This window comes from Pseudomonas sp. PSB11 (assembly GCF_014596605.1).
In the GTDB taxonomy this organism is placed as follows: domain Bacteria; phylum Pseudomonadota; class Gammaproteobacteria; order Pseudomonadales; family Pseudomonadaceae; genus Aquipseudomonas; species Aquipseudomonas umsongensis.
The window spans coordinates 24,859-50,539 of the sequence record NZ_NOIO01000030.1; the positions used below are offsets into that span (position 1 = coordinate 24,859).

22 protein-coding genes are annotated in these 25,681 nt (G+C 58.9%); 6 read left to right on the top strand and 16 right to left on the bottom strand.

Annotated features, from left to right (window positions below; all coding sequences use genetic code 11):
- Nucleotides 1-43 precede the first annotated feature (43 nt).
- From fliD to CGA21_RS25660, 12 genes are all read right to left on the bottom strand, one after another.
- Nucleotides 44-1,399, bottom strand: coding sequence for a flagellar filament capping protein FliD (gene fliD / locus CGA21_RS25605; protein ID WP_188265318.1), 1,356 nt, complete (start codon nucleotides 1,397-1,399; stop codon nucleotides 44-46).
- Nucleotides 1,400-1,480: 81 nt separating this feature from the next.
- Nucleotides 1,481-1,822 carry a flagellar protein FlaG gene (locus tag CGA21_RS25610; RefSeq protein WP_188265319.1) on the bottom strand — a complete coding sequence of 114 codons (342 nt, stop codon included), beginning with the start codon at nucleotides 1,820-1,822 and terminating at the stop codon, nucleotides 1,481-1,483.
- A 76-nt stretch (nucleotides 1,823-1,898) separates the two neighbouring features.
- Entirely contained in the window at nucleotides 1,899-3,908 is a 2,010-nt protein-coding gene (locus CGA21_RS25615; RefSeq protein ID WP_188265320.1) for a flagellin hook IN motif-containing protein, read from the bottom strand.
- Between the two features lie 241 nt (nucleotides 3,909-4,149).
- Entirely contained in the window at nucleotides 4,150-5,076 is a 927-nt protein-coding gene (locus CGA21_RS25620) for a ketoacyl-ACP synthase III (RefSeq protein WP_188265321.1), read from the bottom strand.
- A gap of 353 nt (nucleotides 5,077-5,429) precedes the next feature.
- A complete protein-coding gene (locus tag CGA21_RS25625; protein ID WP_188265322.1) occupies nucleotides 5,430-7,019 on the bottom strand; it encodes a flagellar hook-associated protein 3 in 1,590 nt (529 codons plus the stop codon).
- Nucleotides 7,020-7,033: 14 nt separating this feature from the next.
- Entirely contained in the window at nucleotides 7,034-9,058 is a 2,025-nt protein-coding gene (gene flgK, locus CGA21_RS25630) for a flagellar hook-associated protein FlgK (protein ID WP_188265323.1), read from the bottom strand.
- A 17-nt stretch (nucleotides 9,059-9,075) separates the two neighbouring features.
- Nucleotides 9,076-10,359: a flagellar assembly peptidoglycan hydrolase FlgJ gene (gene flgJ / locus CGA21_RS25635; protein WP_188265324.1), complete on the bottom strand. Its 1,284-nt coding sequence runs from the start codon at nucleotides 10,357-10,359 to the stop codon at nucleotides 9,076-9,078.
- A gap of 11 nt (nucleotides 10,360-10,370) precedes the next feature.
- Nucleotides 10,371-11,459, bottom strand: a complete 1,089-nt coding sequence (locus tag CGA21_RS25640; RefSeq protein WP_033043362.1) for a flagellar basal body P-ring protein FlgI — start codon at nucleotides 11,457-11,459, stop codon at nucleotides 10,371-10,373.
- A gap of 27 nt (nucleotides 11,460-11,486) precedes the next feature.
- Entirely contained in the window at nucleotides 11,487-12,182 is a 696-nt protein-coding gene (gene flgH / locus CGA21_RS25645) for a flagellar basal body L-ring protein FlgH (protein WP_020796937.1), read from the bottom strand.
- Between the two features lie 52 nt (nucleotides 12,183-12,234).
- Entirely contained in the window at nucleotides 12,235-13,020 is a 786-nt protein-coding gene (gene flgG / locus CGA21_RS25650) for a flagellar basal-body rod protein FlgG (RefSeq protein WP_008055493.1), read from the bottom strand.
- 45 nt (nucleotides 13,021-13,065) lie between these two features.
- Entirely contained in the window at nucleotides 13,066-13,806 is a 741-nt protein-coding gene (locus CGA21_RS25655) for a flagellar basal body rod protein FlgF (RefSeq protein WP_020796936.1), read from the bottom strand.
- Nucleotides 13,807-14,128: 322 nt separating this feature from the next.
- A complete protein-coding gene (locus CGA21_RS25660; RefSeq protein WP_020796934.1) occupies nucleotides 14,129-15,688 on the bottom strand; it encodes a sigma-54-dependent phenylalanine hydroxylase transcriptional regulator PhhR in 1,560 nt (519 codons plus the stop codon).
- A gap of 277 nt (nucleotides 15,689-15,965) precedes the next feature.
- On the opposite strand from CGA21_RS25660, the gene phhA reads away from it, so the two are divergent.
- The 6 genes from phhA to CGA21_RS25685 all read left to right on the top strand — a co-directional run bounded on the left by phhA (nucleotide 15,966) and on the right by CGA21_RS25685 (nucleotide 20,378).
- A complete protein-coding gene (phhA, locus tag CGA21_RS25665; protein WP_110752699.1) occupies nucleotides 15,966-16,757 on the top strand; it encodes a phenylalanine 4-monooxygenase in 792 nt (263 codons plus the stop codon).
- A gap of 104 nt (nucleotides 16,758-16,861) precedes the next feature.
- Nucleotides 16,862-17,218: a 4a-hydroxytetrahydrobiopterin dehydratase gene (locus tag CGA21_RS25670; RefSeq protein WP_083348425.1), complete on the top strand. Its 357-nt coding sequence runs from the start codon at nucleotides 16,862-16,864 to the stop codon at nucleotides 17,216-17,218.
- Nucleotides 17,218-18,411 carry an amino acid aminotransferase gene (locus tag CGA21_RS25675; RefSeq protein WP_110752697.1) on the top strand — a complete coding sequence of 398 codons (1,194 nt, stop codon included), beginning with the start codon at nucleotides 17,218-17,220 and terminating at the stop codon, nucleotides 18,409-18,411. The genes CGA21_RS25670 and CGA21_RS25675 overlap by 1 nt, the downstream gene beginning before the upstream one ends.
- Nucleotides 18,412-18,685: 274 nt before the next feature.
- The gene (locus CGA21_RS30180) at nucleotides 18,686-18,817 is read left to right on the top strand and encodes a hypothetical protein (protein ID WP_262927145.1); all 132 of its coding nucleotides are present in this window, start codon (nucleotides 18,686-18,688) and stop codon (nucleotides 18,815-18,817) included.
- 74 nt (nucleotides 18,818-18,891) lie between these two features.
- Nucleotides 18,892-19,074, top strand: a complete 183-nt coding sequence (locus CGA21_RS25680) for a hypothetical protein (RefSeq protein WP_020796929.1) — start codon at nucleotides 18,892-18,894, stop codon at nucleotides 19,072-19,074.
- A 104-nt stretch (nucleotides 19,075-19,178) separates the two neighbouring features.
- Nucleotides 19,179-20,378, top strand: a complete 1,200-nt coding sequence (locus CGA21_RS25685) for an MFS transporter (RefSeq protein WP_110752693.1) — start codon at nucleotides 19,179-19,181, stop codon at nucleotides 20,376-20,378.
- Here CGA21_RS25685 and arfB read toward each other — a convergent pair.
- From arfB to scpB, 4 genes are all read right to left on the bottom strand, one after another.
- Nucleotides 20,375-20,788: an alternative ribosome rescue aminoacyl-tRNA hydrolase ArfB gene (gene arfB, locus CGA21_RS25690; RefSeq protein ID WP_188265325.1), complete on the bottom strand. Its 414-nt coding sequence runs from the start codon at nucleotides 20,786-20,788 to the stop codon at nucleotides 20,375-20,377. The genes CGA21_RS25685 and arfB overlap by 4 nt on opposite strands.
- A gap of 202 nt (nucleotides 20,789-20,990) precedes the next feature.
- Nucleotides 20,991-22,403 carry an amino acid permease gene (locus CGA21_RS25695; RefSeq protein WP_188265326.1) on the bottom strand — a complete coding sequence of 471 codons (1,413 nt, stop codon included), beginning with the start codon at nucleotides 22,401-22,403 and terminating at the stop codon, nucleotides 20,991-20,993.
- 860 nt (nucleotides 22,404-23,263) lie between these two features.
- Nucleotides 23,264-24,481, bottom strand: a complete 1,218-nt coding sequence (rluB, locus tag CGA21_RS25700; protein ID WP_110752686.1) for a 23S rRNA pseudouridine(2605) synthase RluB — start codon at nucleotides 24,479-24,481, stop codon at nucleotides 23,264-23,266.
- A gap of 242 nt (nucleotides 24,482-24,723) precedes the next feature.
- Nucleotides 24,724-25,677 carry an SMC-Scp complex subunit ScpB gene (scpB, locus tag CGA21_RS25705; protein WP_188265327.1) on the bottom strand — a complete coding sequence of 318 codons (954 nt, stop codon included), beginning with the start codon at nucleotides 25,675-25,677 and terminating at the stop codon, nucleotides 24,724-24,726.
- Between the last annotated feature and the right edge of the window lie 4 nt (nucleotides 25,678-25,681).

Genomic DNA, 25,681 nt, shown 5'->3' on the forward strand with positions numbered 1-25,681 from the left:
GTCACAGAAAACTTTAGGGCAGCCCATCACCCCTCACCTGCCATCAATCGTTGCGCGGATTATTCAGCGCATTAAGCGTGGTCATGACGCTCGAACTGGTAGCGTTCAGTTGGGCGACCAGGGTATCCATCGCGTTGTACTTTTTCGACAACGTCGTGGTGAGCGACTCTATGCGACGATCGAGGGTCTGTTGTGCAGTGGTCAGATCCGCAAGCTGAGTGGTCAGATTCGCCTGGCGCGAAGCTAGGACCCCACCCGTCTTTGCATAACTGTCGGTAGTGGCAGTCATACGGGTAAGCAGACCGTCTTTACCAGTAAAAAGGCCTGCGATTGCCGACCCGTTTCCAGCAACCGCCTTATCCCATTTGGTGCTATCCAGCTCAAGTAAGCCGGTCTTCTGCACGGTATTAATGCCCAATTGAGATAGGGATTGAAGCGCACCAGTACCGGAATTTTTGACCAACTCGCCACGGATCGAGGTAACCAGTGCACGCATGGTTGCATCACCGGTTAACGCACCCGCACCACTGGCGCTACCATCCGCTGAAGTAGTTACCTTAGTTTGAGTATTGATTGACGTCATCAGCGCGTTATAGGCACTGATGAACGACTGCACCGATGTCTTCAACGTGTCAGCACTGGTCGAGACAGCAATGGTGGACTTACCCTCCTTGACCAGATCGATATTCAAGCCACTGATTGCGTTGGTCACCGAATTGGACGCCGACTCCATCACGATCGAATCGATGGTGTACTTGGCATTTTGCGGCGTGGCAACGGTGGTGTAGCCAGTAGCGAGAGCCGAATTACCTGAAAGCGTCAACTCAGTTCCGGCACCTGTTTTGGTCGAACTAAAAACCAACCGCGAACCACTGGCATCAGTCAGAATGTTGGCACTGACCCCCTTCGACTGCAGCTGGCTGTTGATCGTATCCCGTGCCTGCTGAAGGGTCGCACCCGAAGCGATGCTTACGTTATAGCTACTGCCTGGCTGCCCGATGGTTAAAGTAGCTGTGGCACCTGTATCGTTGATCACTGACGACGCGCCTTCGGCGTAAACGGTGGTCGATATTTTGGAAGCCGTCGCCAATTGCGTCACTTCCAACGCATAGCTACCACTGGAAGCGCCATCAGAGACGGTGACCTTGGCTATCGCGGTATCGGACGAGGTACCCGCCAAGCCGTTGAAGCTGGTTGCTGTATTAAGCTTGCTGATAGCGGCCCGGTACGTATCCAGAGCTCCTTTGATGGTGCCGATGGCAGACAATGTCGTAGTCGCAGTGGTCGTTTGATTATTGATCTGCGTTTGTTTCGGGGCCTTCTCGGCACTGACCAACGCCTTGACGATCGCTTGCGTATCGACTCCCGACCCGATACCACTGACAGTTGAACCCGCCATCATCACGCTCCTTATTCGGTGGCTGTCGCTTTATTGACAAAGCATCGCTTGAAAGCAAACAGCAACAATTCTCGTGCCAAGTCAGGCCTGCTCATCAAAAAGCAGACTACTGGCATTGGTTAAACTATGGGCAAGTTTCAAGGCAGCCTCCGAAGGAATTTGCCTGACCACCTCACCACTCTGGGTGGCAATGACCTTGACCACGACCTTGCCGGTGCTGTCGTCAATGGAAAACTCCAACTGACGCTTCACGGCTTGCACAAACTCTTGAATATTCTTGACTGCTTGCTCCAACTCTTCCCGCCGAGGCTCTTCGAACTCGGTCGAAGTCTGGGCGACTGATACCTCTAGCGGCTTGTTGGGCTGGTTATCTTGCGTGGCAATTGCAGGGTAAGACAGGTTCAACTTGACACTCATATCCATGTCCAGCACCTCTCACAATCTGAAAAAACGGAAGGGCACGTCGCCGCGCCCTTCCGTCATTTACCAACCGCCGAAATTACTGAAGCAACTTCAGTACAGCGGAAGGTAGTTGGTTAGCCTGAGACAGAATCGCAGTGGAGGCTTGTTGCAGGGTTTGTTGTTTGGTCAACTCTGCGGTTTCAGCAGCGAAGTCGGCATCCTGTACGCGGCTACGTGCAGCGGTGGAGTTTTCCGCGATGCTTTGCAGGTTGGAAACGGTGCTGTCGAAACGGTTCTGAATCGCACCCAACGCGGAGCGCTGGCTGTCAATTTGCTGAATAGCGCCGTCCAGAGCCTGAATCGCCTGCTGGGCGCTGGCAGCATCCAAAAGGTTCAGGTCGTTAACGGAAGTATCCATTGTTACCGCTTTAGTAGTGGTTGCAGTCAGACCAAGTGCAGCCAGACCGGTACCGTTGCTACCATCGGCGATGGTGATGTCCTTGTTGCCAGCCAGTGCAAGGGTGCCATCTTTCAAGACGCTAGCGGTCACGCCACTGCTCGAACTGTTGATGGCATCGGCAACTTTGGCCATGTCATCGCCCTTGTTGAATTTGATTTCCACATTGTTGATAGTGAGCGAGGTTGCTTCAGTCAACTTGGCCTTAGTGTTACCGGAAGCAAGCCCCAGACTTTCGAGCGCACCAGCAGTGGTGTTTTCCAGCTTCACATCCTTGCCATCTGCAGAGGTCAGAATCAGGCGACCGTCGGCGCTTGCACTGGCCGTTACGCCTGTGAGAGCAGTAGTGGCTGTATTGGCACCCGAGCCGGTATTAATTTTGGTAACAATTTGGGAAAGCGTATCGCCCGCAGCAAGCACGACATCTTCACCATTAACCTTAATAGATGCAGCTGCGGTCAGGCCCGAGGTCGTTGCTACTACATTATCGCTGGCTGGCGTAACACCAAATTTAGTAGCGATGGCTGCGGTAGTGGATTGACCGATAGTGAAATCAGTTTTTGAAGTCAGACTAATCGTGCTGGTCAGACCGTTAGGATTTTTTTCAAGCTTGGCGGTAACACCTGTAGCCCCTGATTCTGCGTTGATTTTGTCAATGGCACTGGAAATAGAGTCAGTAGCATTGAGTCGAATCGAGGTGGAGCCAATAATCAGGTCACCACTAGTGCCAAACTGTGTTTGTGAAGCGAATTGAGAACCAGTAACAGTGCCGCCAATCGCAATAGTCCCATTAACTCCAAGCGCAGCACCGGCTGTACCGGAAGTATCTGCAACGGTTACAGTAGCAGCATCAGTCGAAGTAAGCTGTAACTTGCCATCGACATTAGCAGCAGTAACGTTAGTAGGAGCCGCAGTATTGATCTTGCTGACAATGGAATCGAGCGTATCGCCCGCAGCCAAAGTCACCGCTGTACCACCAATATCCAGAACACCTGCCTGTGCCGCGGTGAGAGTATTATCCACCGTGCTGAAAGTCGCACTCTGTACGCTTGCACTTGAGCTGATGATGTCAGCTTTGCCAGTGACAACCGCGCTTAGCTTGGTTGTTGCACCATCGACGGAGGCCTCGCTATAGGTGCCCTTCAAGTCGCTGGCACTAACGCTCCGCATGCCGAAAGAGATGCTTTCGTTGGAGTTGGCACCGACTTGGAAGCTAGTGCTGGAGAACGAACCGTCCAACAGGTTACGACCACCGAAAGTTGTGGTGCTGGAAATCCGGGTCAGTTCACCCGACAACGCGCTGAACTCTTGCTGCAGGGAATCACGGTCACCATCGCTGTTCGAGCCGTTGGCCGATTGCAGGGCCAGTTCGCGCATACGCTGCAGGATGTTGGTGGAGGCCTGCATGGCGCCTTCAGCGGTTTGAGCGATGGAGATACCGTCGTTAGCGTTTTTTACCGCGACGTTCAGACCGTTGATCTGGCTAGTCAGACGGTTGGAGATCTGCAGGCCGGCAGCGTCGTCTTTAGCACTGTTGATTTTCAGGCCGGAAGACAGACGGCTCATCGAGGTGCTCAGGGCATCGGAAGCCTTGTTCAGGTTTTTCTGAACGCCCAGGGAGGTGATGTTGGTATTAACAGATAAAGCCATGACGAATTCCTCGTTGGTTGGGTGCTGCGGCTTCCGGCCCTGGCAACCGCCGGGTGTGGCCTAGAGAACCTTCGTAATAGTTATCGTCGTGAAAGCAGGTTGCTTGAGGGCTTTTTTGATTTTTTTTACTAGCACCGTGCCACCCCTTGCATTTCAAAGCGTTAAATGCCGACCCAGAATGCAAAAACGCCCATGACCTCGCGGCCATGGGCGTTTTTTTTGGCGTTATTTAAATGACGCGTCAGGTGCGATGGATCAGCGCCGAGCCCCAGGACAGGCCCACACCAAAACCACTGATCGCCACGCGCTTCCAGCTGGAATCGAACATGTGCTTTTCCAGCAACAGCGGGATGCTCGAAGACACGGTGTTGCCAGTCTCGACCATGTCCTTGATGAACTTCTCCGGCTCGCTTTCAAAGCGGCGCGCCACGGCATCGACAATGGCCGCACTGCCTTGGTGAATGCAGAAGGCATCGATATCCTGGGACGTGAGACCGGACTGATTGAGCAGTTCGTGCAGATGCGCCGGCACTTTAAGCAGGGCGAAGTTGAATACCTGCCGTCCGTTCATGAAGAACACGCCGTCGGTAACCTTCAGGTGCGGAGCACCGGAGCCGTCGGTACCGAACTTGGCCTTGCCCAACTGCCAGATGGCGTCTTCGCCCATCCAGGTGGCGGTGGCGGCATCGCCGAACAGCATGGTGGTGTTGCGGTCTTGCGGGTCGACGATCTTCGAATACGGGTCTGCGGTGATCAGCAGGCCGTTCTTCAGCCCGGCAGCTTCCATGAAGCCCTTGATTGCGTAGATACCGTAGACGTAACCGGAGCAACCCAGGGAGATGTCGAAAGCGGCAACGTTGGTCGACAGGCCGAGCTTGTCCTGGACGATCGCCGAAGTGTGCGGCAGGCCCTCTTCATCACCATTCTGGGTGACGACAATCAGCACGTCGATGGATTGACGGTCGAGCTGAGGGTTGTTGGCGAACAACGCATTGGCCGCTTCGACACACAGGTCGGAGGTTTCCTGTTCAGCGTCCTTGCGCGGCAGGAACGCCGAACCGATTTTCCCGAGGATGAACTCTTCATCCTTCTCGAACTTTGCGCCCTGAGCATAGTTATCCAGCCCACTCGCTGGCACGTAGCTGGCAATGCTTTTTATGCCAATCATTGTGGCTTCCCAATACTAAATAGCTGGAGATCACCGCTCGCATGACCGAGAGGTACGACAATACTGGATTTCACCGAGCGAAAAAAATACGGCACAGACGCTCCAGAAACCCTGAAAACACGCCCGACAAGGGTCAAACCCCTGCCCATCCTTTTTGACACAATACAGTGAAGATGCCCTATCTGACTCACAGGTCACGCATTATGCGTGCCTTGCGCAAAACATCCAGCCACAAACAAGCGCTTAACCGCCCAACGGGAGAAGAAAAAACCAGCGATAGTTGAGCAAAACAGGCGCGAGGACGCACCCACGAGACATTGCCGGCATCTTTGATGCCGGCAATCGAGAAGGAATCAAAGCTTGTTGAACAAGCTCAGCTGGGCAATTTTCACAAAGGCCAGTTGCGAGGCCTGCAACAGCGATTGCTGAAACGCCAGGTCGATAGACGCCGTTGAGACATCAGTATCACCAATAGCCGACTGGGTACTGGTGTTGGCCAGGCCCATGCTGACGTTTTCGGCGCTCTGGATATCAATGGCGTTCAAACGCGCACCTATCGTGCCGCGAACGATATCGACCTGCTCACTGGCATTGGAAAGGTTACTGATCGCCGCATTCACCGAGTCCTTTAGTTTGATCTGTGCCAGAACATTGCCATCGGCGGGCGTTTCCAACGCCTGGCGTAACTGGCTCAACGTGTCCAGGGCACTTTGCGTTTGGTGGCTGCTGGCCCCCACCACGAACTGATCGTCCGCTTGCGGGGCGCCGGTAAAATCAAGCTTCACGCCCGCGAACGTGATCGAGCCACCGGCCATTGCGCCCCCACCGATCGCCTTGCTGTCTGCGCCCATTGGCTGGGCATAGACCTGATAATTGCTGGCATCGGTGAATTTGATAACCACGCCGCTATTTGGAAAGCCGTTGACGTAGTCTGCCTGGTTAGTAACTCCGGACCCGGTGATCTGGGCCGTCGAGCCGTTGCTCGGGGTCCGTGATGCATTGAAGCTGTCAGGCTTGGTGCCCAGCGAAAAGATGTGATCCTTGACCTCTTGATCGGGGGGCATTGGCAGCGTGGTCGCGGGATCCACTGGCGCCTTGAGGCGCAACGAGATGTCGAACTCTACTCCTCGCAGGCTGATGGTCGCGCCACCCTCTTTGCTCGAGTCGAACGTGCCATTTCCAGACACCTCGCTCGTAATATCGTTACCGTCCTTGTCCGCGATGGTGTAATGAGTGCTGTCTACAAATTTTAGCTCGTAGGGCTCTCCCGCGGAAAACTTCTGGGTGTAGGCTGCATTCGACTGCACCAGGCCAGCAGACACGGAAACGGTACCGTCATTGGGCTTCGATGGATCGAGGACTGCCTGGGTACGCCCCGAGTTCATCGCGGTTTCAAGAACGCTTTTGCCGGTATCGTTGGTGGCCACGGACAAGGTATCCGACACCTGCAGGCTCAACTGCGTGTCGTCACCCTGATAGGAGTAGGTGCCGTCGTTGTTGCGCACATAGGGCGGTATCGAAGTTTTCGAGCCAGCAAACATGTAGTTGCCCGACGAGTCCTTGCTGTTAAGCAAACCCAGTACTTGCTGTTCAATCTCGCCTATCTCGCTGGCGATGGATTTTCGATCAGCATCATTGATACCACCATTACCCGCCTGAAGCGCCAACTCACGAGCACGCTGCAATGCAGTGTTGACGCTGTCCAACACGCTTTCCTGGTTGGTCAGTGAACTCTTGATACTGCCCATGTTGGTGCTGTACTGCCCCAGCAAGTCTTTCTGCTGTTGCAACATCAGCAACTGCGCAGCACCCACGGGATCATCACCGGCACTCTGAATACGCACGCCCGAAGTGATCTGCTCCTGAGTCTTCACAATCGAGGAGAAGTTGTTCTGGTACTTGGCCGCACTCGTCTCAAAGTACTGGGCTGTAGAAATTCGCATCGTCGAAGACTCCCTTAAATACTGTTGATCAGCGTGCTGAACGTTTCTTGTGCGACCTTGATGATCTGCGACGACGCGGTGTAATACTGCTGGAACTTGACCAGGTCAGCGGCTTCGTCGTCCAGGTTGACCTGGGACACCGACGCGACTTCGGATTTGGCCCGCGACAGAATCGCGCCACTGGCGGTGCTGTCACCCAGGGCCTGGCTGGCCTTGGCGCCCACCTGTTCGACCAGACGGCTGTAGGCGGTGGTCATGCTCATCCCGGCGTTGCCGCCCGTCACGCCCACCGTTGCCTTGGTTTGCAGAGCCAACAACTCGTTGGCATTGCGGTTGTCTTTCTTGCCGTCCGCGTTGAACGCGATTTCGTACTTGTCATTCTTCGACGGCGAGCCACTGACCGTGGTGTTGAACGAAAACGATTGGCCAGGGATAGGAGCGCCTGAGGCATCGAGCATCGGCACATTGATGGTCAGGTCATTGCTTTGGCCGGGGACGATGGTGCCCGTGCCGATGCTCTGCCCTTTCGAGTTGAACACTTCATAGGCCTGGCTGCCGCCGGCCGCATCCTTAAACGCCAGGGTCACCGGCATCGAGTCCTTGATCCCTGCCTGCAGCACGGCCAGATCGGCACCGCCATAGATATCCAACGGCATGGACAACACCGGCGGGGTCAATGCGCCGGTGCCGCCATTGCTCGTGCTGCCGTTGGCAACCAGCGGGCCGGCAAACGCGAGTTTGTTCGAGTCGGTCATCTGGGTCTTGATGGAACTCGCAGCGTTGCGAGTTGGTGTTACCTTGAACGAATCACCCGCGCTGAGCGCGCCGCCGTTCAGATCCAGCTTGAAGCCATCGATTTCTGTTGCCGGCGACAGGTCGAAAGAACCCATGTCCTTGCCGTCGGAACGCTTGACCGTGTACTTGTCGGCCGCGGTAAAGGTGACCGAATAATCGAAAGTGGTCAGCGCACTGGATTGGGTGATCGTGACATCCAGATTACCCGAGCCGGCACTGTTGTTCGACGACCCCAGGCTGCGCTGACTGATGGCGGAAGCGCTGTTGATGTTGGAAAACAGCGAAGCGCCAAACTCGCCATTGGCGTCGAGCCCTTGGCCCAATTGGCTATTGATTTTGTCCGCCATCACCAAGGCGGTGCGGCCCAGATCGTTCTGCGCCGGCACCAGCACGTCTTCGCGATAACGCAGCAGGCCGCCAATTTTGCCGCCACTGATGACGGAGGTGACGTCACTGGTTTTAGACGGCGAGTTGAGCTGGATATTCAGCTGGCTTTTGTCGATGCCGGAGCGGGCGGTCGAAAGGGTGTTGGATGTGTTGCCCAGCACCAGGGGCTGGCCGTTCCCCAGGGAAACGTTGTAACTGCCGTTCTGCTCCTGGACCGTGACACCCACCAATTCGTTGAGCGAACGCACCGCTTCATTGCGCGCATCGAGCAAGTTGCTCGGGCCACTGCCGGAAGAACTGTTGGCCTGGGAAATCTGTTGGTTCAACGAAGCGATCGACGCCGTCAACTGGTTGACCTGACCGGTCAAGGTCGTCAACTGACTGTTGATACCCTCGTTCTGTTGCGCCATCTGTGACGCCAGGGCATTGAAGCGATTACTCAGGGTTTGCGCATTGGTCAGCAGCAGTTGCCGGGCGGCCGTGTCGCTCGGCGTACCGGCGGAGGTCTGGACCGATGAGAAGAAGCTGCTTAACACCGCACTGATCCCCGTGGTCTTGTCGGAGAAGAGCTTGTCGAGCGGGCTCACCTGTTCGAGATAGGCGTTGGCGTCACTGCTCAGCGATGTGGAGGTTTGCAACTGGTTATCGAGGTAGGCGTTATAGACCCGACGCACATCGGCCAGGGTTGTCCCGTTGCCGATGAACACGCCGCCATACAGGTTCGAGGCGTTGCTCACCTGAGAGGTCTGCTGACGTGAATAGCCGGCCGTGTTGGCATTGGCAATGTTGTTGCCGACGGTCGCCAGTGAAACCTGGCTGGCATTGAGCCCCGACATCCCGATGTTGAGCAAACTCATGGTTCAGACCCTTATGTCTATAAAGGCGTTGTGGAAACGCCCGCCGCAGCGTAGTTCTGATAACTCGTCATCTGCCTGGCTATCTGCGAAATCTTGCTGGCGTAAGCCGGGTCGGTTGCGTAACCGGCCCTTTGCAGCTCGCGCACAAACTGTTCCGGGTTATCGGCCGACTTCACGACATCTTGATAGCGATTATTGGTTTGCAGCAGCGTGACAAGGTCATGGAAGCTGTCCTTGTAGGAGTCGTAGGAACGGAACTCGGCCGTCTCCTTGACCATCTCGCCGTTCCTGAATTCGCTGGTGATCGCCCGTGCCGAATCACCCTTCCAACTGCTGCCGGCCTTGATGCCGAACAGGTTGTGGCTGCTGCTGCCATCCTGGGCCCGCATGACCGATTTGCCCCAACCGGTTTCCAGGGCGGCCTGGGCTACCAGGTAACGCGGATCGACGCCAATGCGGTCGGCCGCTTCCTTGGCCATCGGCAGCATGGTGTTGACAAATTCGTCGGCGCTGCTGAAGGCTTTTTTCGCTGGCGCCAAGGGGATTTGCGCGATGGCGCGCCCGTGAATCTGCAGGGACCCGCTCTGTGCTGCCTGGGCATTGGCCAGCCAGTCGCCGTTGTACAAGGGGCCGGAACCGCTGCTTGCGACGCGCTCGGGCAATGGCGCCTTGTTGACCACCCCAGCATTGGTTGGCGTGGCGGAAGGCACCAGGCCCGCGAGCAAGCGATCGGCCAGTTTCGGCGGCAGCGCCAGCCGGCGCTGATTGATCAGTGCCATGTCATTGCGGTGCGCGCCCTCGCCGCTCGGTGCGCTGACCGAACGTGAAGCCCACAATGGACGTTCGCCATTGACCCGCGACAGCGGCCCATGGAGCGCCGTTGTGCCGGCGGCCACCGGGGTTTGCGCAGCGGCTTTTGCAGCCTCCTGCTTGGCGGCGGACAGCGTTGCCGCTTGACCCGGCGCCAGCGGCTTGTTCTTTGACATCTGGCGCATCAGCACATCCGCCAGGCCGATACCGCCGCCCTCGCGGGACATCGAAACCGCCAGTTGCTGGTCGTACATTTCCTGGTACTGCTTGGCTTCGGCGGTGTTCATCGGGTTGTCCTTGCCCAAAGATTCGGTGGCCGAGCGCATCGACTTGAGCATCTCGCCAAGGAACAGCGACTCGAACTCCTGCGCCACCTTGCGCATGTTGGCGTCGCTGTTCTTGTCGCCGACCTTGAGCTGGTTCAGCCGGTTCAGGTCGGAAAAAGCACCGGAATCGCTGCTGCTGACCCGACCGCTCTTGTTCATGTCCATGGTCGCCGTCCTCAGATCACGATCAGGTCGGCTTGCAAGGCGCCAGCCTGTTTCAGTGCTTCAAGAATCGCCATCAGGTCGCCCGGTGCCGCGCCGACCTGGTTCACCGCACGCACGATTTCGTCGAGGGTGGTGCCCGGGCCGAACTTGAACATCGGCTTGGCTTCCTGCTCGGCGTTGACCCGCGAGCGCGGCACGACGGCCGTCTGGCCATTGGACAGCGGACCTGGCTGGCTGACGATAGGGTCTTCGGTAATGGTCACGGTCAGGCTGCCGTGGGTAACGGCGGCCGGGGAAACCTTGACGTTCTGGCCAATCACGATGGTGCCGGTGCGCGAGTTGATGATGACCTTGGCCACCGCCTGCCCCGGATCGATCTCGAGGTTTTCCAGGATCGACAGATAGTCGACACGTTGGCTTGGGTCCAGCGGCGCGGTGACGCGCACCGATCCGCCGTCGATGGCCTGGGCCACGCCAGGGCCGAGCATGTCGTTGATCTTGTCGACGATGCGCTTGGCCGTGGTGAAGTCGGAACGGTTGAGGTTCAGGGTCAGGCTGTTGCCCTGGTTGAAACCGCTCGGCACGGCGCGCTCGACCGACGCGCCGCCGGGGATGCGACCGGCCGACGGCACGTTGACCGTGATCTTCGAGCCGTCGCGACCTTCGGCATCGAAACCGCCGACCACCAGATTGCCCTGGGCCACCGCATAGACGTTGCCGTCGATGCCCTTGAGCGGCGTCAGCAGCAAGGTGCCGCCGCGCAGGCTCTTGGAGTTACCGATGGAGGCCACGGTGATGTCGATCTGCTGACCTGGCTTGGCGAAGGCCGGCAAGTCGGCACTGATCGAGACTGCCGCGACGTTCTTCAACTGCACGTTGCCCGAGCCCGGCGGCACTTTGATGCCGAACTGCGAGAGCATGTTGTTGAAGGTCTGCAAGGTGAACGGGGTTTGCGTCGTCTGGTCGCCAGTGCCGTTAAGGCCGACCACCAGGCCGTAACCGATCAATTGGTTGGAGCGCACGCCGGAAATACTGGCGATGTCCTTCAGGCGCTCGGCTTGAGCGTTGAAGGCCGCAGACATCAACAATGCGGCCACCATGAGACTTTTGAAATGCAAGGTGACCACCTAGAAAGGGAACAGCGGGCTGAGGAAGAAACGGTCGAACCAGCCTGGCTGACTCGCATCGGCAAAGGAACCGGTGCCCGAGTAGGTGATGCGTGCATCGGCGACGCGGGTCGACGACACGGTGTTGTCGGTGGCAATGTCATCGGCGCGCACCAGGCCGGCAATCCGTACCAGTTCGTCACCGGTGTTGAGGGTCAGCCACTTCTCGCCGCGCACGGCGATGATGCCGTTGGGCAAGACATCCGCCACCGTCACGGTGATCGAACCGGTCAGGCTGTTGCCCTGCCCGGCCTTGCTGTCGCCCTTGGTCGCGCGGTCACCTTCATAGCTGGCGCTCAGGCTCAGGTCGCCATCGCCAAACGGGTTGTTGGTGGTTGCGCTGCTACCGAACAGCGAGGTCAGGCCGATGCCGGTCTTGCTGTTCTTGCCAATTTGCGAGTTGGCGTTTTTACTCGCCTGGGTCTTCTCGTTCAGGGTGATGGTGATGATGTCACCGACCCGGAATGCCTTGCGGTCGCTGTACAGGTTCTGCTCGAAACCGGCCTGGTAGATCGAACCGTTGTTGGCGGCAGCCGGCAACGGCGTGCGCGGCAACACCGGGGCGTAGTAAGGGTCATTGGGCTTGGGCGACACGGGCACGCAGCCTGCGAGCGCGGTAATCCCACTCAATGCCAGAACAGAGACGAAGCGTTTCATGACCCTACCTCACGGTGCTGCAGGCGGCCGCACGGCCGCCTCATAGACTTGATTACAGATTCTGCGTTACGAACGAGAGCATCTGGTCGGCGGTGGAGATCACCTTGGAGTTCATCTCGTAGGCGCGTTGGGTGGTGATCATGTTGACCATCTCTTCAACGGTGCTGACGTTGGAAGTTTCCAGGGTGTTCTGCAGCGTGGTGCCGAAACCGGCGAGGCCCGGGGTGCCAACTTGCGGCGCGCCACTGGCGGCGGTTTCCAGGAACAGGTTGTTGCCCACCGCCTGCAAGCCGGCCGGGTTGATGAAGTCAGCGGTCTGCAGGTTGCCGATCACCTGGGAAGCCGGGTTGCCGGCGACGGTGATGGACACGGTGCCGTCCTTGCCCACGGTGAAGGTCTGGGCGTCGTTCGGAATGACGATCGCCGGCTCCAGGGCAAAGCCGCTGGCGTTGACGATCTGGCCGTTGGAGTCCAGGTGGAACGTACCGTCACGGGTGTAGGACGTGGTGCCGTCCGGCTGCAGGATCTGGAAGAAGCCGCGACCGTCGATGGCCATGTCCAGGGGTTGCTCGGTGGTTTGCAGGCTGCCGGCGTTGAAGTTTTTCTGGGTGCCGACAATGCGCACACCGGTACCCAGTTGCAGGCCGGACGGCAGTTCGCTGTCCTGGGTCGACTGGGCGCCTGGCTGACGCTTGATCTGGTACAGCAAGTCCTGGAACTCGGCGCGGTCACGCTTGAAACCCGTGGTCGACACGTTGGCCAGGTTGTTGGAAATGGTGGTCAGGTTGGTGTCCTGGGCGGACAGGCCGGTTTTGGCAACCCATAGAGCCGGAAGCATTCGATTCTCCTCGTGCGCCTGTTTTACGGCGCGACGTTCTGGTAATTAGCTGATCTGCAAGACCCGAGCCATGGCCTGGTCGTCTTCTTTGGCGGTGTTCATCATCTTGATGTGCAGCTCGAACTGCTTCGACAGGGCCAGCACCTGGGTCATCTCGTCCACGGCATTGACGTTGCTCGACTCGAGGAAACCGGACACCAGCTTGACCCCGGCATCGGCTTGCGCAGGTGCACCGTCCTTGGTGTGGATCGAACCGTCCAGGCCCTTGGTCATGTTCTTGATGTCCGGGTTGACCAGCTTGATGCGATCGACTTCGGCCATGACGCGCGGGCCTTCGCCCATCGCCCGGATGCTGATGGTGCCGTCCTCGCCGACTTCGATCTGCTGCTCAGGCGGCACGGCAATCGGCCCGCCATTGCCGATCACCGGCATGCCGTTGCCAGCGCGCAGTACGCCCAAGGCGTCCACCACCAGGCTGCCGGTACGCACGTAGCTTTCGCCGCCATCGGGGTTCTGCACCGCCAGCCAGCCACTGCCCTGCACGGCGACATCCAGGTCGCGCCCGGTCTGTACCAGCGAGCCAGGGGTAAAGTCGGTGGCCGGGCGCTCGGACAAGGCAAACGCACGCGCCGGAAAGCTGTCGCCGAACACCGGCATCGAGCGGGCCTGCTCCAGGTCTTTCTGGAAGCCGCTGGTAGAGATGTTCGCCAGGTTGTTGGCATGAGCCTTTTGCGCCAGTGCATTCTGGCTGGCACCGGTCATTGCCACATAAAGGTACTTGTCCACACGCTTTCCTCTGCCTGCCGGACGTTTGCCGCCCGATGCTGTACTGACGTGGCATAAGCAATTTGCAGACCAAGTTGTTTTTGGTGGCGCGAAGCCCGGCAAATAAAGGACTTGAGGGTATTTAGAGGGAAATCGGGGATTGTGTCAGAGACGAAAAACCGGCGGTGTCGTGCCGGTGGGTGGCAAGGCTTGGCCTTGGGCGATGGCCACCGCCGCCTTCGCGAGCAGGCTCGCTCCCACATTGGATCTGCGGCGCACTGAAGATCCCCTGTGGGAGCGAGCCTGCTCGCGAAGAGGCCTGCACTATCACCGCAAAAATCAGCTAAGACTCTGTCTTGCCCACCTCATAGTCACGCAACTTGTTGGCAATGGTGGTATGCGAAACCCCCAGCCTTTTACCCAATTGCCGACTGCTCGGATGCTCGGAATACAAACGCTCCAGCACCGCTTTCTCAAAGCGCCCGACAATCTCGTCCAGCCCACCCTCCAGCGAAAAGTCGCCAAGAGGCTGACGCACGCCATAATCCGGCAGACGAATATGCTCGGCCTTGACCGTCCCGCCATCGCACAGGGAGACCGCCTGGAACAGCACGTTTTCCAACTGCCGTACGTTACCCGGCCAATGGTAATGGCTGAGCCGGTCCATGGCCGCGGGTGCCAACTTGGGCAGCGGGCAACCGATCTGCCGGCTGGCCTGATCGAGAAAGTGCTCCACCAGCGGCGTCAGGCCGTCGAGGCATTCGCGCAGCGGCGGGATGTGCAACGACAGCACGTTCAAACGGTGATACAGGTCCTGGCGAAACTCCCCCCGGGCACAGAGTTCGGACAGGTCGACCTGGGTCGCACAGATCACCCGCACATCGAGGTAAACTTCCTCATCGCTGCCGACGCGACGGAAGCAGCCATCCTGCAGGAAACGCAGCAGTTTCACCTGCAGCCGCGGGCTCATTTCCCCAACACCATCGAGAAACAGCGTACCGCCCGCCGTCAATTCCAACAGCCCCAGCTTACCCTCGGCCCGAGCTCCCTCGAAGGCACCAGGGCCATAGCCGAACAACTCGGTCTCGGCCATGGATTCCGGCAGGCCGGCGCAGTTGAGCGCCATCAGCGGCGATTGCCCGCGCGGGCTGGCCAGATGGCAGGCGCGCGCCAGCAACTCTTTACCGGTACCGGTTTCGCCTTCTATCAATAGCGGTGCATCGAGTGGTGCCATGCGCCGGGCTTCGCGCACCACTGCCGCCATCACCTTCGAGCTTTGAAAGATGCTGTCGAAGCCGCGCAACTCCTGCTTGCGCACGTTATAGATGCGCTCGCCCACCCGGTCGGCACGGTGCAGGGTCAACACCGCCCCGGCCATGGCTTCGCTGTCGTCATGCTCCGATTGCAGGGGCGCGATGTCGGCCAGGAACACATCGCCCTTGACCTTGACCCGCAGCCCGTTGATCCGCGATTTGTTGGCGCGCACCAGCTCCGGCAAATCGAAATCCTCGGCATAACGCGACAAGGGAATCCCCGGCACTTCATCCACCCGCACACCCAGCAACTGCGCCGCCGCGCGATTGGCCGCGACGATTGAGCCGCCCATATCGATCGACAGCACCGGAAACTCCAGCGCGCCGAGCAACGCATTGAGCTCCATGTGCCGACGCTCACTGGGCATCAGCCCTACCCGCTTGACGCCGAACACCCCGGCAATCGCTTCGAATTTCGGACGCAGCGCCTGGAACTGAATATTGATGAGGTTCGGACAGTGCAGGTAAATGGCATTGCCATGCTCGCCCCCCACTTCGCCCCGAGCGACGTTGATGCCGTACTCGACCAACAGGTTGAGAATGTCGCGCAGGATGCCGATGCGGTTCTGGCAGTGGACTTTGATACGCATATAGAGGCCTGGACAGTGATGAAGAGGCCCCTGGCAGGATTTTTTCTGCAGGAACGCTCACTTTGTCGTCAAGATTATGTGACAGGTGAAGGGCTTTTCCTACCCGCCAATCTCAACATCTGCGCGATGACGCCCAATACGTAACGAAAACTTTACGAATTGACCGCGTATTTCCCGCACAGGACGCGTTCCACCGGCTGCATCGATGCAATTGTTGGGGTATTCCTAGGTCCAAAGCAGTACATAACAAGAACGAATCCCCTAGCAGGAGAGCAGCATGAAGCAGACGCAATACGTGGCTCGTGAGCCCGATGCGCAAGGTTTTATCGACTACACCGCTGAAGAACACGCGGTGTGGAACACGCTGATCACTCGCCAACTGAAAGTGATCGAAGGGCGTGCGTGCCAGGAATACCTGGACGGCATCGAAAAACTCGGTCTGCCCCACGACCGCATTCCGCAACTGGGCGAGATCAACAAGGTCCTCGGTGAAACCACCGGCTGGCAAGTCGCCCGCGTTCCGGCGCTGATTCCCTTCCAGACCTTTTTTGAATTGCTTGCCAGCAAGCAATTTCCAGTGGCTACCTTCATTCGAACCCGCGAAGAGCTGGATTACCTGCAAGAGCCGGACATTTTCCACGAGATTTTCGGCCACTGCCCTTTGCTGACCAACCCCTGGTTCGCTGAATTCACCCACACCTACGGCAAACTTGGCCTGCAGGCTTCCAAGGAAGAACGCGTGTACCTGGCGCGCCTGTACTGGATGACCATCGAATTCGGTCTGCTCGACACCCCGCAAGGCCAGCGCATCTACGGTGGCGGCATCCTTTCTTCGCCCAAGGAAACCGTGTATTGCCTGTCGGATGAGCCTGAGCACCAGGCATTCGATCCGCTGGAGTGCATGCGCACGCCTTACCGTATCGACATCCTGCAACCGCTGTATTTTGTGCTGCCGAACCTCAAGCGCCTGTTCGACCTGGCCCACGAAGACATCATGGGCATGGTCAAGCAAGCGATGCAGATGGGTCTGCACGCGCCAAAATTTCCGCCAAAACCAAAAGCCGCGTGATCCGCAGCTTTTAGCATCAAGTGAGCCTGTCCGGAACCGACGCTTTGCTTTAGCGTGGTGACATTGACGGCCGAATTCCAATAATACGATTTCAGGAACCCATCATGACCGCATTAACCCAAGCCCACTGCGAAGCCTGCCGCGCCGACGCCCCACAAGTCAGCGACGAAGAACTGCCGATCCTGATCAAGCAGATCCCCGACTGGAACATCGAAGTTCGCGACGGCATCATGCAGCTGGAAAAGGTTTTCCTGTTCAAGAACTTCAAGCACGCCCTGGCGTTCACCAACGCCGTCGGCGAAATCTCCGAGGCCGAAGGCCATCACCCTGGCCTGCTGACCGAGTGGGGCAAAGTCACCGTGACCTGGTGGAGCCACTCGATCAAGGGCCTGCACCGCAACGACTTCATCATGGCAGCGCGCACAGACGTTGTGGCCAAGGACGCCGAGGGCCGAAAATAATGCATTTCGACGCCATCGGCCGGGTGCCCGGCGACCCGATCCTCGGCCTGATGGAGGCCTATGCGCAGGACCCCAACCCGCGCAAATTCGATCTTGGCGTGGGTGTCTATAAAGACGCCCAGGGCCTGACCTCGATTCCCCAGGCCGTGAAACTCGCTGAGGCGCGACTGGTGGATCGCCAGACCACCAAGACCTACATCGGCGGTCATGGCGACGCGGCTTTTGGCAAAGTCATCAACGAGTTGGTGCTCGGCGCCGACTCGAAGTTGATCGCCGAACAGCGCGCCGGCGCCACCCAGACTCCGGGCGGCACCGGGGCGTTGCGCTTGAGCGCGGACTTCATCGCCCAGTGCCTGCCAGGCCGTGGGGTCTGGCTGAGCAATCCGACCTGGCCGATCCACGAAACCATTTTCGCCGCGGCCAAGGTCAAGGTCAGCCATTACCCGTACGTGGGCAGCGACAACCGTCTCGACGTCGATGCGATGCTTGCCGTGCTCAATGAAGCCCCCAAGGGCGACGTGGTGCTGCTGCACGCCTGCTGCCACAACCCGACCGGCTTCGATCTGTCCCATGATGACTGGCGCCGGGTGCTGGAGGTGGTGCGTCGGCGCGAGTTGCTGCCGCTGATCGATTTCGCCTACCAGGGCTTCGGCGATGGCCTGGAACAGGACGCGTGGTCGACTCGACTGTTTGTCGCCGAGCTGCCGGAAGTCCTGATCACCAGTTCCTGCTCGAAGAACTTCGGGCTGTACCGGGACCGCACCGGTGCGCTGATTGTCTGCGCGAAATCCGCGGAGAAGCTGACCGACATCCGCAGCCAACTGGCCAACATCGCCCGCAACCTGTGGTCGACGCCGCCCGATCATGGCGCTGCCGTGGTGGCGACCATCCTCGGCGACCCGGAACTGAAAAACCTCTGGGCCGACGAAGTGGAAACCATGCGCTTGCGCATTGCGCAACTGCGCAGCGGTTTGCTCGAAGCATTGGAGACTTACGGTTTGCGTGAGCGCTTTGCGCACATTGGCGTGCAGCGCGGGATGTTTTCCTACACCGGGTTGTCACCTGAACAAGTGAAAGACCTGCGGGATAACCACAGCGTGTACATGGTCAGCTCGGGCAGGGCGAACGTGGCGGGGATCGATGCGTCGCGTCTTGACCTGTTGGCCGAGGCGATTGCCAAGGTCTGCAAATAACCTCAAGCACGCTGTAGAGCCCTTGTGGGAGCGGGCTTGCTCGCGAATGCGGTGTAACAGTCAACATTTTCGTCGACTGACTCTCCGCTTTCGCGAGCAAGCCCGCTCCCACATTTGTTTTGTGTCGCCCTCCAGATTTGTATAGACAACCCCATTCGTCGAAACAAATAGATATAAAAGTCTATTTGTCATTTTTACTCCTGTATCCTGCCCAGGCTTTTTTGAAAGCGCGGATCGACCAGATCTATCAACAGACTTAGCGAGGAGCGCGACCATGCACGAGATTCCTAATCTCCCCTTCCCAAGCCTGCACGTACCTGAGCAGACGACCACGCAACAAGCCAGTGCCCAACAGCACGAGCCGAAAGAAGCCACTGACTGCCGCCAGGCTGACAGCGAAGACTGAAACACCCGCCGTACAGACTGTGTGGAAAGCGCTAACATGCGCTTTCCACACCGCCTGAACAGTGAGCCCCGTCCATGACCGACGAATTCTCCGAAGCCCAAGCCAGCGTCCTGATCGGCACCGCCGAGAAAATGATCGAGATCTGGAATCGCCTCTCTCCCGAAAAACAAGCCGCTTTGCTTGCCCGCTTTGGCAGCGAAGAAAATGCCCTGGCCGCCCTGGTTACCACGCAATTGGTAGCGCCTGCCAAGCCCTGATCGCTCCCGCCGACAAAATAGTTTTACTTTTTCCACGACCCACGGCCGCTCGCGCCGCTATCATAAGCAGCCTATCTATCCTGCTTTCCCGTGGACCTTTACCCATGCCTGAACAACAGCGCCCCCTGGCGGTCACGCTGCAAGTCGTTTCCATTGTCCTGTTTACCTTCATCGGCTACCTCAACATCGGCATTCCATTGGCGGTACTGCCAGGCTATGTCCATAGCGACCTGGGCTTTGGCGCCGTAATCGCCGGGCTGGTGATCAGCGTGCAATACCTGGCCACCCTGCTCAGCCGCCCCTACGCCGGGAAAATCATCGATAACAAGGGCAGCAAACTGGCGGTCATGTATGGCCTGGCGGGCTGTGGCTTGAGCGGCGTGTTCATGCTGCTATCGGCCTGGACCCAAAGCCTGCCGATGCTCAGCCTGATCAGTTTGCTGATCGGCCGCCTGGTGCTCGGCAGCGCCGAAAGCCTGGTGGGTTCCGGCTCGATTGGCTGGGGCATCGGCCGAGTCGGCGCGGCGAACACCGCCAAGGTCATCTCATGGAACGGCATCGCCAGTTACGGCGCATTGGCGGTGGGCGCGCCCTTGGGCGTGTTGCTGGTCAAGCAAATGGGCTTGTGGAGCATGGGCGTGAGCATTGTGCTGCTGGCAGTGCTTGGCCTGCTACTGGCCTGGCCGAAAACCGCCGCGCCCATTGTTGCCGGTGAACGCCTGCCGTTCATGCACGTGCTCGGTCGGGTGCTACCTCACGGTTGCGGCCTCGCCCTGGGCTCGATTGGCTTTGGCACCATCGCCACCTTCATCACCCTGTACTACGCCACCCAGCACTGGGACAACGCCGTGTTGTGCCTGAGCCTGTTCGGTGCGAGCTTCATCGGTGCCCGACTGCTGTTCGGCAACCTGATCAATCGCCTCGGTGGTTTTCGCGTGGCGATTGCCTGCCTGTCGGTTGAAACCCTGGGCCTGTTGCTGCTGTGGCTGGCACCCGACGCGCATTGGGCGTTGGCGGGTGCGGCATTGAGCGGTTTTGGTTTCTCGCTGGTGTTCCCGGCACTGGGTGTCGAAGCGGTCAACCTGGTGCCGGCCTCCAGTCGTGGTGCGGCGGTCGGCGCCTATTCGCTGTTCATCGACTTGTCGCTGGGGATCACCGGGCCGCTGGCCGGTGCGATTGCGGCGGGATTCGGCTTTGCCTCGATCTTCCTGTTCGCCGCCATTGCCGCGCTAAGCAGTCTGATGCTCTGCATCTACCTGTATCGGCAAGCCCCAAGGCATCGACAAGCGCGAGACGTTGGCTAGAAATCCACCTTGCCGCGCCCGGCCTTGATGTTGCCGCGCTTGCTCTTGGAATCAAGCCGACGAGTCTTCGAGCCGAGGGTCGGCTTGGTCGGCCGGCGTTTCTTCTCGACCTTGGTGGCGCTCTGGATCAACTCGACCAAACGCTCCAGGGCGTCGGCGCGGTTCTGCTCCTGGGTCCGGTATTGCTGGGCCTTGATGATCAGCACGCCTTCGCTGGTGATGCGGCTGTCGCGCAGCGCCAGCAGCCGCTCCTTGTAGAACTCGGGCAAGGACGAGGCCGGAATGTCGAAGCGCAGGTGCACGGCGCTGGAAACCTTGTTGACGTTCTGCCCACCCGCCCCCTGGGCGCGAATGGCTGTCAACTCGATCTCGGCATCTGGCAGATGCACGTTGTTGGAAATCACCAGCATGGAAAAGCGTCCGTATTCAGAGCGTGCAGGATACCGCGAATAGGCCGGAGGAATACGGACCTTGTGGGAGCGAGCCTGCTCGCGAAGGCGGCGTGCCAGGCAACAGTGATGTCAACAGACAGGCTCGCTCCCCACAGGGTTTTGTGTGAATCCTGAAAAAACAAACCCGGCACTTGGCCGGGTTTGTTGTGTCTGTGCAGCGTTACTCCACGGCTGCTTGCAAGGCGCGCTGTGCATGGCGCTTGTTCTTGATGCCGTAGCAGACCCACATGAACACCAGCCACACCGGAATCGCGTACACCGACGTCTGGATCCCCGGAATCAACAACATCACGCCAAGAATGAACAACACGAACGCCAGGCAGATGTAGTTGCCGTACGGATACCAAAAGGCCTTGAACAGCGGCGTCTGTTTGGTCTTGTTCATGTGCTGGCGGAACTTGAAGTGCGAGTAGCTGATCATCGCCCAGTTGATCACCAGGGTGGCCACTACCAGCGACATCAGCAGTTCCAGCGCATTCTGCGGAATCAGGTAGTTCAGCAGCACCGCGATCAGGGTCACGGCGGCCGAGGCCAGGATCGAACGCACCGGCACGCCGCGCTTGTCGATCTTCGCCAATGCTTTCGGCGCATCGCCCTGCTCGGCCATGCCCAGCAGCATGCGGCTGTTGCAGTAGGTGCCGCTGTTGTACACCGACAAGGCCGCGGTCAGGACCACGAAGTTGAGAATGTGCGCAGCGGTGTTGCTGCCCAGCATCGAGAACACTTGCACGAACGGGCTGCCGCTGTAGGAATCACCGGAAGCGTTCAAGGTGGTCAGCAGGCTGTCCCACGGGGTCAACGACAGCAGGATCACCAACGCACCGATGTAGAAAATCAGGATGCGGTAGATCACCTGGTTGATCGCCTTGGGGATCACGGTTTTCGGCTTGTCGGCTTCGGCTGCGGTGAAACCGAGCATTTCCAGGCCGCCGAAGGAAAACATGATGAACGCCATGGCCATCACCAGGCCGGTGACGCCATTGGGGAAGAAGCCGCCGTGGGACCACAGGTTGCTGACCGCCGCTTGCGGGCCGCCATTACCGCTGACCAACAGGTAGCTGCCCAAGGCAATCATGCCGACGATCGCCACGACCTTGATGATCGCGAACCAGAACTCGGCCTCGCCAAAGACTTTGACGTTAGCCAGGTTGATGGCGTTGATCAGCACGAAGAAAGCGGCTGCGGAGGCCCAGGTCGGGATGTCCGGCGCCCAGTAGTGGATGTATTTGCCGACCGCCGTCAGCTCCGACATGCCGACCAGGATGTACAGGATCCAGCAGTTCCAGCCCGACAGGAAGCCGGCAAAGCCGCCCCAGTACTTGTGCGCGAAATGGCTGAAGGAGCCGGCCACCGGATCTTCGACGATCATCTCGCCCAGCTGGCGCATGATCATGAAGGCTATGAAGCCGCAGATGGCATAGCCGAGGATCATCGACGGCCCGGCGGATTTCAGCACCCCGGCCGAGCCGAGGAACAGACCGGTACCGATCGCGCCACCGAGGGCAATCAGTTGAATGTGGCGATTTTTCAGGCCGCGTTTCAGCTCGCCTGAATGCGAGTTTTGTCCACTCATGAAAAAGGTCTCACGCAAGGTTTGATGATGTTCAGTTGACGTTGCTACTCAGAAGGACGTTAAGCAGCGTCGATCAAACCCCAGCGCAGGCACCAGGAGTTCAGCGTATTTACAACGGTCATGCGTCACCTGTTTGTTTTTATCTGTGACGAAATCGAACCCGACACGCTTGTGGCGCGGCGGAGTGAACAAGGCGGATAGCCTTGAGGTTTGCGCAGATGCGCAGGAGGTCACAGGTAAAACGCGGCGCATTGTACACCTGTAACCCCCTGCTGCCAGACCCCGCTGGATCAGCGTGTCGGTAGCCGGGATTGCATGTGTCCACCCCGAAGCGATCGGGTGGCAGCAAAAAGGACGTCAGACCTTTGCAGGTCACGGACGGGGACGGCGAAAAAACCGGCCCGCGATGGGAGCTGGAAACGGATTGCGGCGGTCATTGCGCCTCCTTTTTGTTATGCACCTGCACGACAGGCATGGCGCGCATGACACCTTGCATGGGGGCGGGAAACAAGCGGGATAGAGCGGTGGAAGAAGGATCTGAGAGAATGAAGCGTAAGCATTTTCTTACGGTATCAAGAGAAAGGCGATTTCATGGGTTTTACCTGTGGATTTCGTCATGAAATCTTTACAGCATGTAATTTTGGCTTTCCACTTTCGGAAACTCTGAGCTGCGACTGACGCCTTCGCGGGCAAGCCCGCTCCCACAGTGATTTGTGCCGCTCCCAAATCTTGCAGACACCCATCAACCCTGTGGGAGCGGGCTTGCCCGCGAAGAGGCCCTCAAATACAACGAAGGGCCGACGCCGAACAAAAAAAAACGCCAACCCGAAGGTTGGCGTTTTTCATGAAGCGCTTACCGATTACTCCGGCTTACGACGCCCAAACCCCGGACGCTGGCCGGAACCCGCTGGCGCGCCGCGGCGCTTGCCCGACGGCTTGTCACCGTCGACCAGGCTGATGCCAGGACGCTTAGATGCCGGCTTGGCCGGGCGCTTGGTGTCGGCTGGACGATCCGCCACCGGCGTACCACGACCTTCACCACGCTCGGTACGGCCATTGGCCGGACGTGGCGTGCGTGGACCGCGTTCGCCGTCCTGACGGGCGGCTGGCTTGCGCCCTGGACGCTCGCCTTCGATCTGCGGCTCGCGGTTGGCACGCGGCGCGGTCGGTGCGGCGGCACCAGTGGCTGGACGCAGGGTACGTACGCGCTCGGTCTTGGCCATTGGACGCGACGACTTACGCTGCATCCGGTCAAGCTTGTCTTTGCTCTTGGCGTTCATCTGCGGCATCGCCACCGGCGTCAGGCCAACTTCGGCACTCAGAATGTCGACTTCGTACTGGCTCATTTCACGCCAGCGGCCCATCGGCAGGTCCGAATTGAGGAACACCGGACCAAAACGCACGCGCTTCAGACGGCTGACCACCAGGCCCTGGGATTCCCACAGGCGACGAACTTCGCGGTTGCGACCTTCCATCACCACGCAGTGGTACCAGTGGTTGAAACCTTCGCCGCCCGGCGCCTGCTTGATGTCGGTGAACTTGGCCGGGCCGTCTTCGAGGACCACACCGGCTTTCAGACGCTCGATCATCTCGTCATCGACTTCGCCACGCACACGTACCGCGTATTCACGGTCCATTTCGTAGGAAGGGTGCATCAGGCGGTTGGCCAGTTCACCGTCGGTGGTGAACATCAGCAGGCCGGTGGTGTTGATGTCCAGGCGACCGATGTTGATCCAGCGACCTTCTTTCGGACGTGGCATCTTGTCGAACACGGTCGGACGGCCTTCCGGGTCGACGCGGGTGCAGATTTCGCCATCGGGCTTGTTGTACATGATCACGCGGCGGACCGACTCGGCGGCCTCTTCACGCTTGATCACCTTGCCATCGATGGTGATGGCGTCGTGCATGTCGACGCGCTGGCCAAGGGTGGCGTCTTTGCCGTTGACCTTGATCCGGCCGTGGCTGATCCAGGCTTCCACGTCACGGCGCGAGCCGACGCCGATACGGGCGAGGACTTTCTGCAGTTTTTCGCCTGCTGGGCCGATTTCCTGGTCGTCTTTCTGGTCTTTGATACTCATCTGGGCACCTCCCGGTGTGTTCTGAAAACTGGGTACTTTGGCGAAGGGATCGCCGAAGGGTCGCGAATCATACGCGCATGCGGGCGGTTGCGCATCAGAGAGTAGCTGATCGAAGGTGACTTACTGATTTTTCCGCCGACCGGTGACGCGCTATTAACATCAAGATCAAAAGATCGCAGCCTGCGGCAGCTCCTACATTTGGAATGCGATTCCTGTAGGAGCTGCCGCAGGCTGCGATCTTTTCAATCTTCAAGCTCGCGGCGTTCGGCTTCGATGGCTTCGGCCAGGGCCAATGCTTCGGCTTCCTCGTCGCTAAGCTCGGGTTTCGGCTGTTCCAGGGCGGCGACGGCGGCCAGCAGTTTTTCACGGGCCTCGGCAACGCCGAGGATGTCGTCTTCCTGCTCAGGTTCAGGTTCAACCGGGGCAGGTTCGACGCCCGGTTCAATGTCGAGTGGCTCCGGATCGATCCCCGGTACCTCACCATCACGCAACAAATCATCGAAGTCGGTCTTGATCCCCTCCTCCATGCTGTCCAGTTCCAGTAACAGCGTATGAAAACTGGTCTCTTCCTTGGGCTCTTCCGGCTCGGCGCTGGCATCGGCCAGTTCCTGCAGGCTGGCGGGCACTGGCGCGTCGTCGAAATCGAGCACCGGATCAGGCTCCAGCTCGCGCACCTCGGCCAGCGGCGGCAGGTCATCGAGGTTCTTCAGGTTGAAGTGATCGAGAAACGCCTTGGTGGTGGCGAACATCGCCGGCTTGCCCGGTACGTCGCGGTAACCGACGATGCGGATCCACTCACGTTCCATCAGGGTCTTGACGATCTGGCTGTTGACCGCCACGCCCCGCACATCCTCGATCTCGCCCCGGGTGATCGGCTGGCGATAGGCAATCAAGGCAATGGTTTCGAGCATGGCGCGCGAGTAACGCTGCGGCCGCTCTTCCCACAAACGCCCGACCCACGGCGAAAACTTCTCACGGATTTGCAGGCGATAGCCGGACGCAACTTCCTTCAACTCGTACGCGCGGCCATCGCACGACTTGCCCAAAATAGTCAGCGCTTTCTTGAATACCGCCGGTTCCGGGCGCTCGGCCTCTTCGAAGAGCTCGAACAGGCGCTCCAACGATTGCGGTTTTCCGGAGGCCAACAGAAAGGCTTCGAGCAGTGGCGCCAGCTCGCGGGGTTCACTCAGGTTCATGATT

Excerpts from the sequence above, each read along its gene's own strand:
- fliD (WP_188265318.1), bottom strand. The coding sequence starts at position 1,399 with ATGGCGGGTTCAACTGTCAGTGGTATCGGGTCGGGAGTCGATACGCAA.
- CGA21_RS25610 (WP_188265319.1), bottom strand. The coding sequence starts at position 1,822 with ATGGATATGAGTGTCAAGTTGAACCTGTCTTACCCTGCAATTGCCACG.
- CGA21_RS25615 (WP_188265320.1), bottom strand. The coding sequence starts at position 3,908 with ATGGCTTTATCTGTTAATACCAACATCACCTCCCTGGGCGTTCAGAAA.
- CGA21_RS25620 (WP_188265321.1), bottom strand. The coding sequence starts at position 5,076 with ATGATTGGCATAAAAAGCATTGCCAGCTACGTGCCAGCGAGTGGGCTG.
- CGA21_RS25625 (WP_188265322.1), bottom strand. The coding sequence starts at position 7,019 with ATGCGAATTTCTACAGCCCAGTACTTTGAGACGAGTGCGGCCAAGTAC.
- flgK (WP_188265323.1), bottom strand. The coding sequence starts at position 9,058 with ATGAGTTTGCTCAACATCGGGATGTCGGGGCTCAATGCCAGCCAGGTT.
- flgJ (WP_188265324.1), bottom strand. The coding sequence starts at position 10,359 with ATGGACATGAACAAGAGCGGTCGGGTCAGCAGCAGCGATTCCGGTGCT.
- CGA21_RS25640 (WP_033043362.1), bottom strand. The coding sequence starts at position 11,459 with ATGGTGGCCGCATTGTTGATGTCTGCGGCCTTCAACGCTCAAGCCGAG.
- flgH (WP_020796937.1), bottom strand. The coding sequence starts at position 12,182 with ATGAAACGCTTCGTCTCTGTTCTGGCATTGAGTGGGATTACCGCGCTC.
- flgG (WP_008055493.1), bottom strand. The coding sequence starts at position 13,020 with ATGCTTCCGGCTCTATGGGTTGCCAAAACCGGCCTGTCCGCCCAGGAC.
- CGA21_RS25660 (WP_020796934.1), bottom strand. The coding sequence starts at position 15,688 with ATGCGTATCAAAGTCCACTGCCAGAACCGCATCGGCATCCTGCGCGAC.
- phhA (WP_110752699.1), top strand. The coding sequence starts at position 15,966 with ATGAAGCAGACGCAATACGTGGCTCGTGAGCCCGATGCGCAAGGTTTT.
- CGA21_RS25670 (WP_083348425.1), top strand. The coding sequence starts at position 16,862 with ATGACCGCATTAACCCAAGCCCACTGCGAAGCCTGCCGCGCCGACGCC.
- CGA21_RS25675 (WP_110752697.1), top strand. The coding sequence starts at position 17,218 with ATGCATTTCGACGCCATCGGCCGGGTGCCCGGCGACCCGATCCTCGGC.
- CGA21_RS30180 (WP_262927145.1), top strand. The coding sequence starts at position 18,686 with ATGCACGAGATTCCTAATCTCCCCTTCCCAAGCCTGCACGTACCTGAG.
- CGA21_RS25680 (WP_020796929.1), top strand. The coding sequence starts at position 18,892 with ATGACCGACGAATTCTCCGAAGCCCAAGCCAGCGTCCTGATCGGCACC.
- CGA21_RS25685 (WP_110752693.1), top strand. The coding sequence starts at position 19,179 with ATGCCTGAACAACAGCGCCCCCTGGCGGTCACGCTGCAAGTCGTTTCC.
- arfB (WP_188265325.1), bottom strand. The coding sequence starts at position 20,788 with ATGCTGGTGATTTCCAACAACGTGCATCTGCCAGATGCCGAGATCGAG.
- CGA21_RS25695 (WP_188265326.1), bottom strand. The coding sequence starts at position 22,403 with ATGAGTGGACAAAACTCGCATTCAGGCGAGCTGAAACGCGGCCTGAAA.
- rluB (WP_110752686.1), bottom strand. The coding sequence starts at position 24,481 with ATGAGTATCAAAGACCAGAAAGACGACCAGGAAATCGGCCCAGCAGGC.
- scpB (WP_188265327.1), bottom strand. The coding sequence starts at position 25,677 with ATGAACCTGAGTGAACCCCGCGAGCTGGCGCCACTGCTCGAAGCCTTT.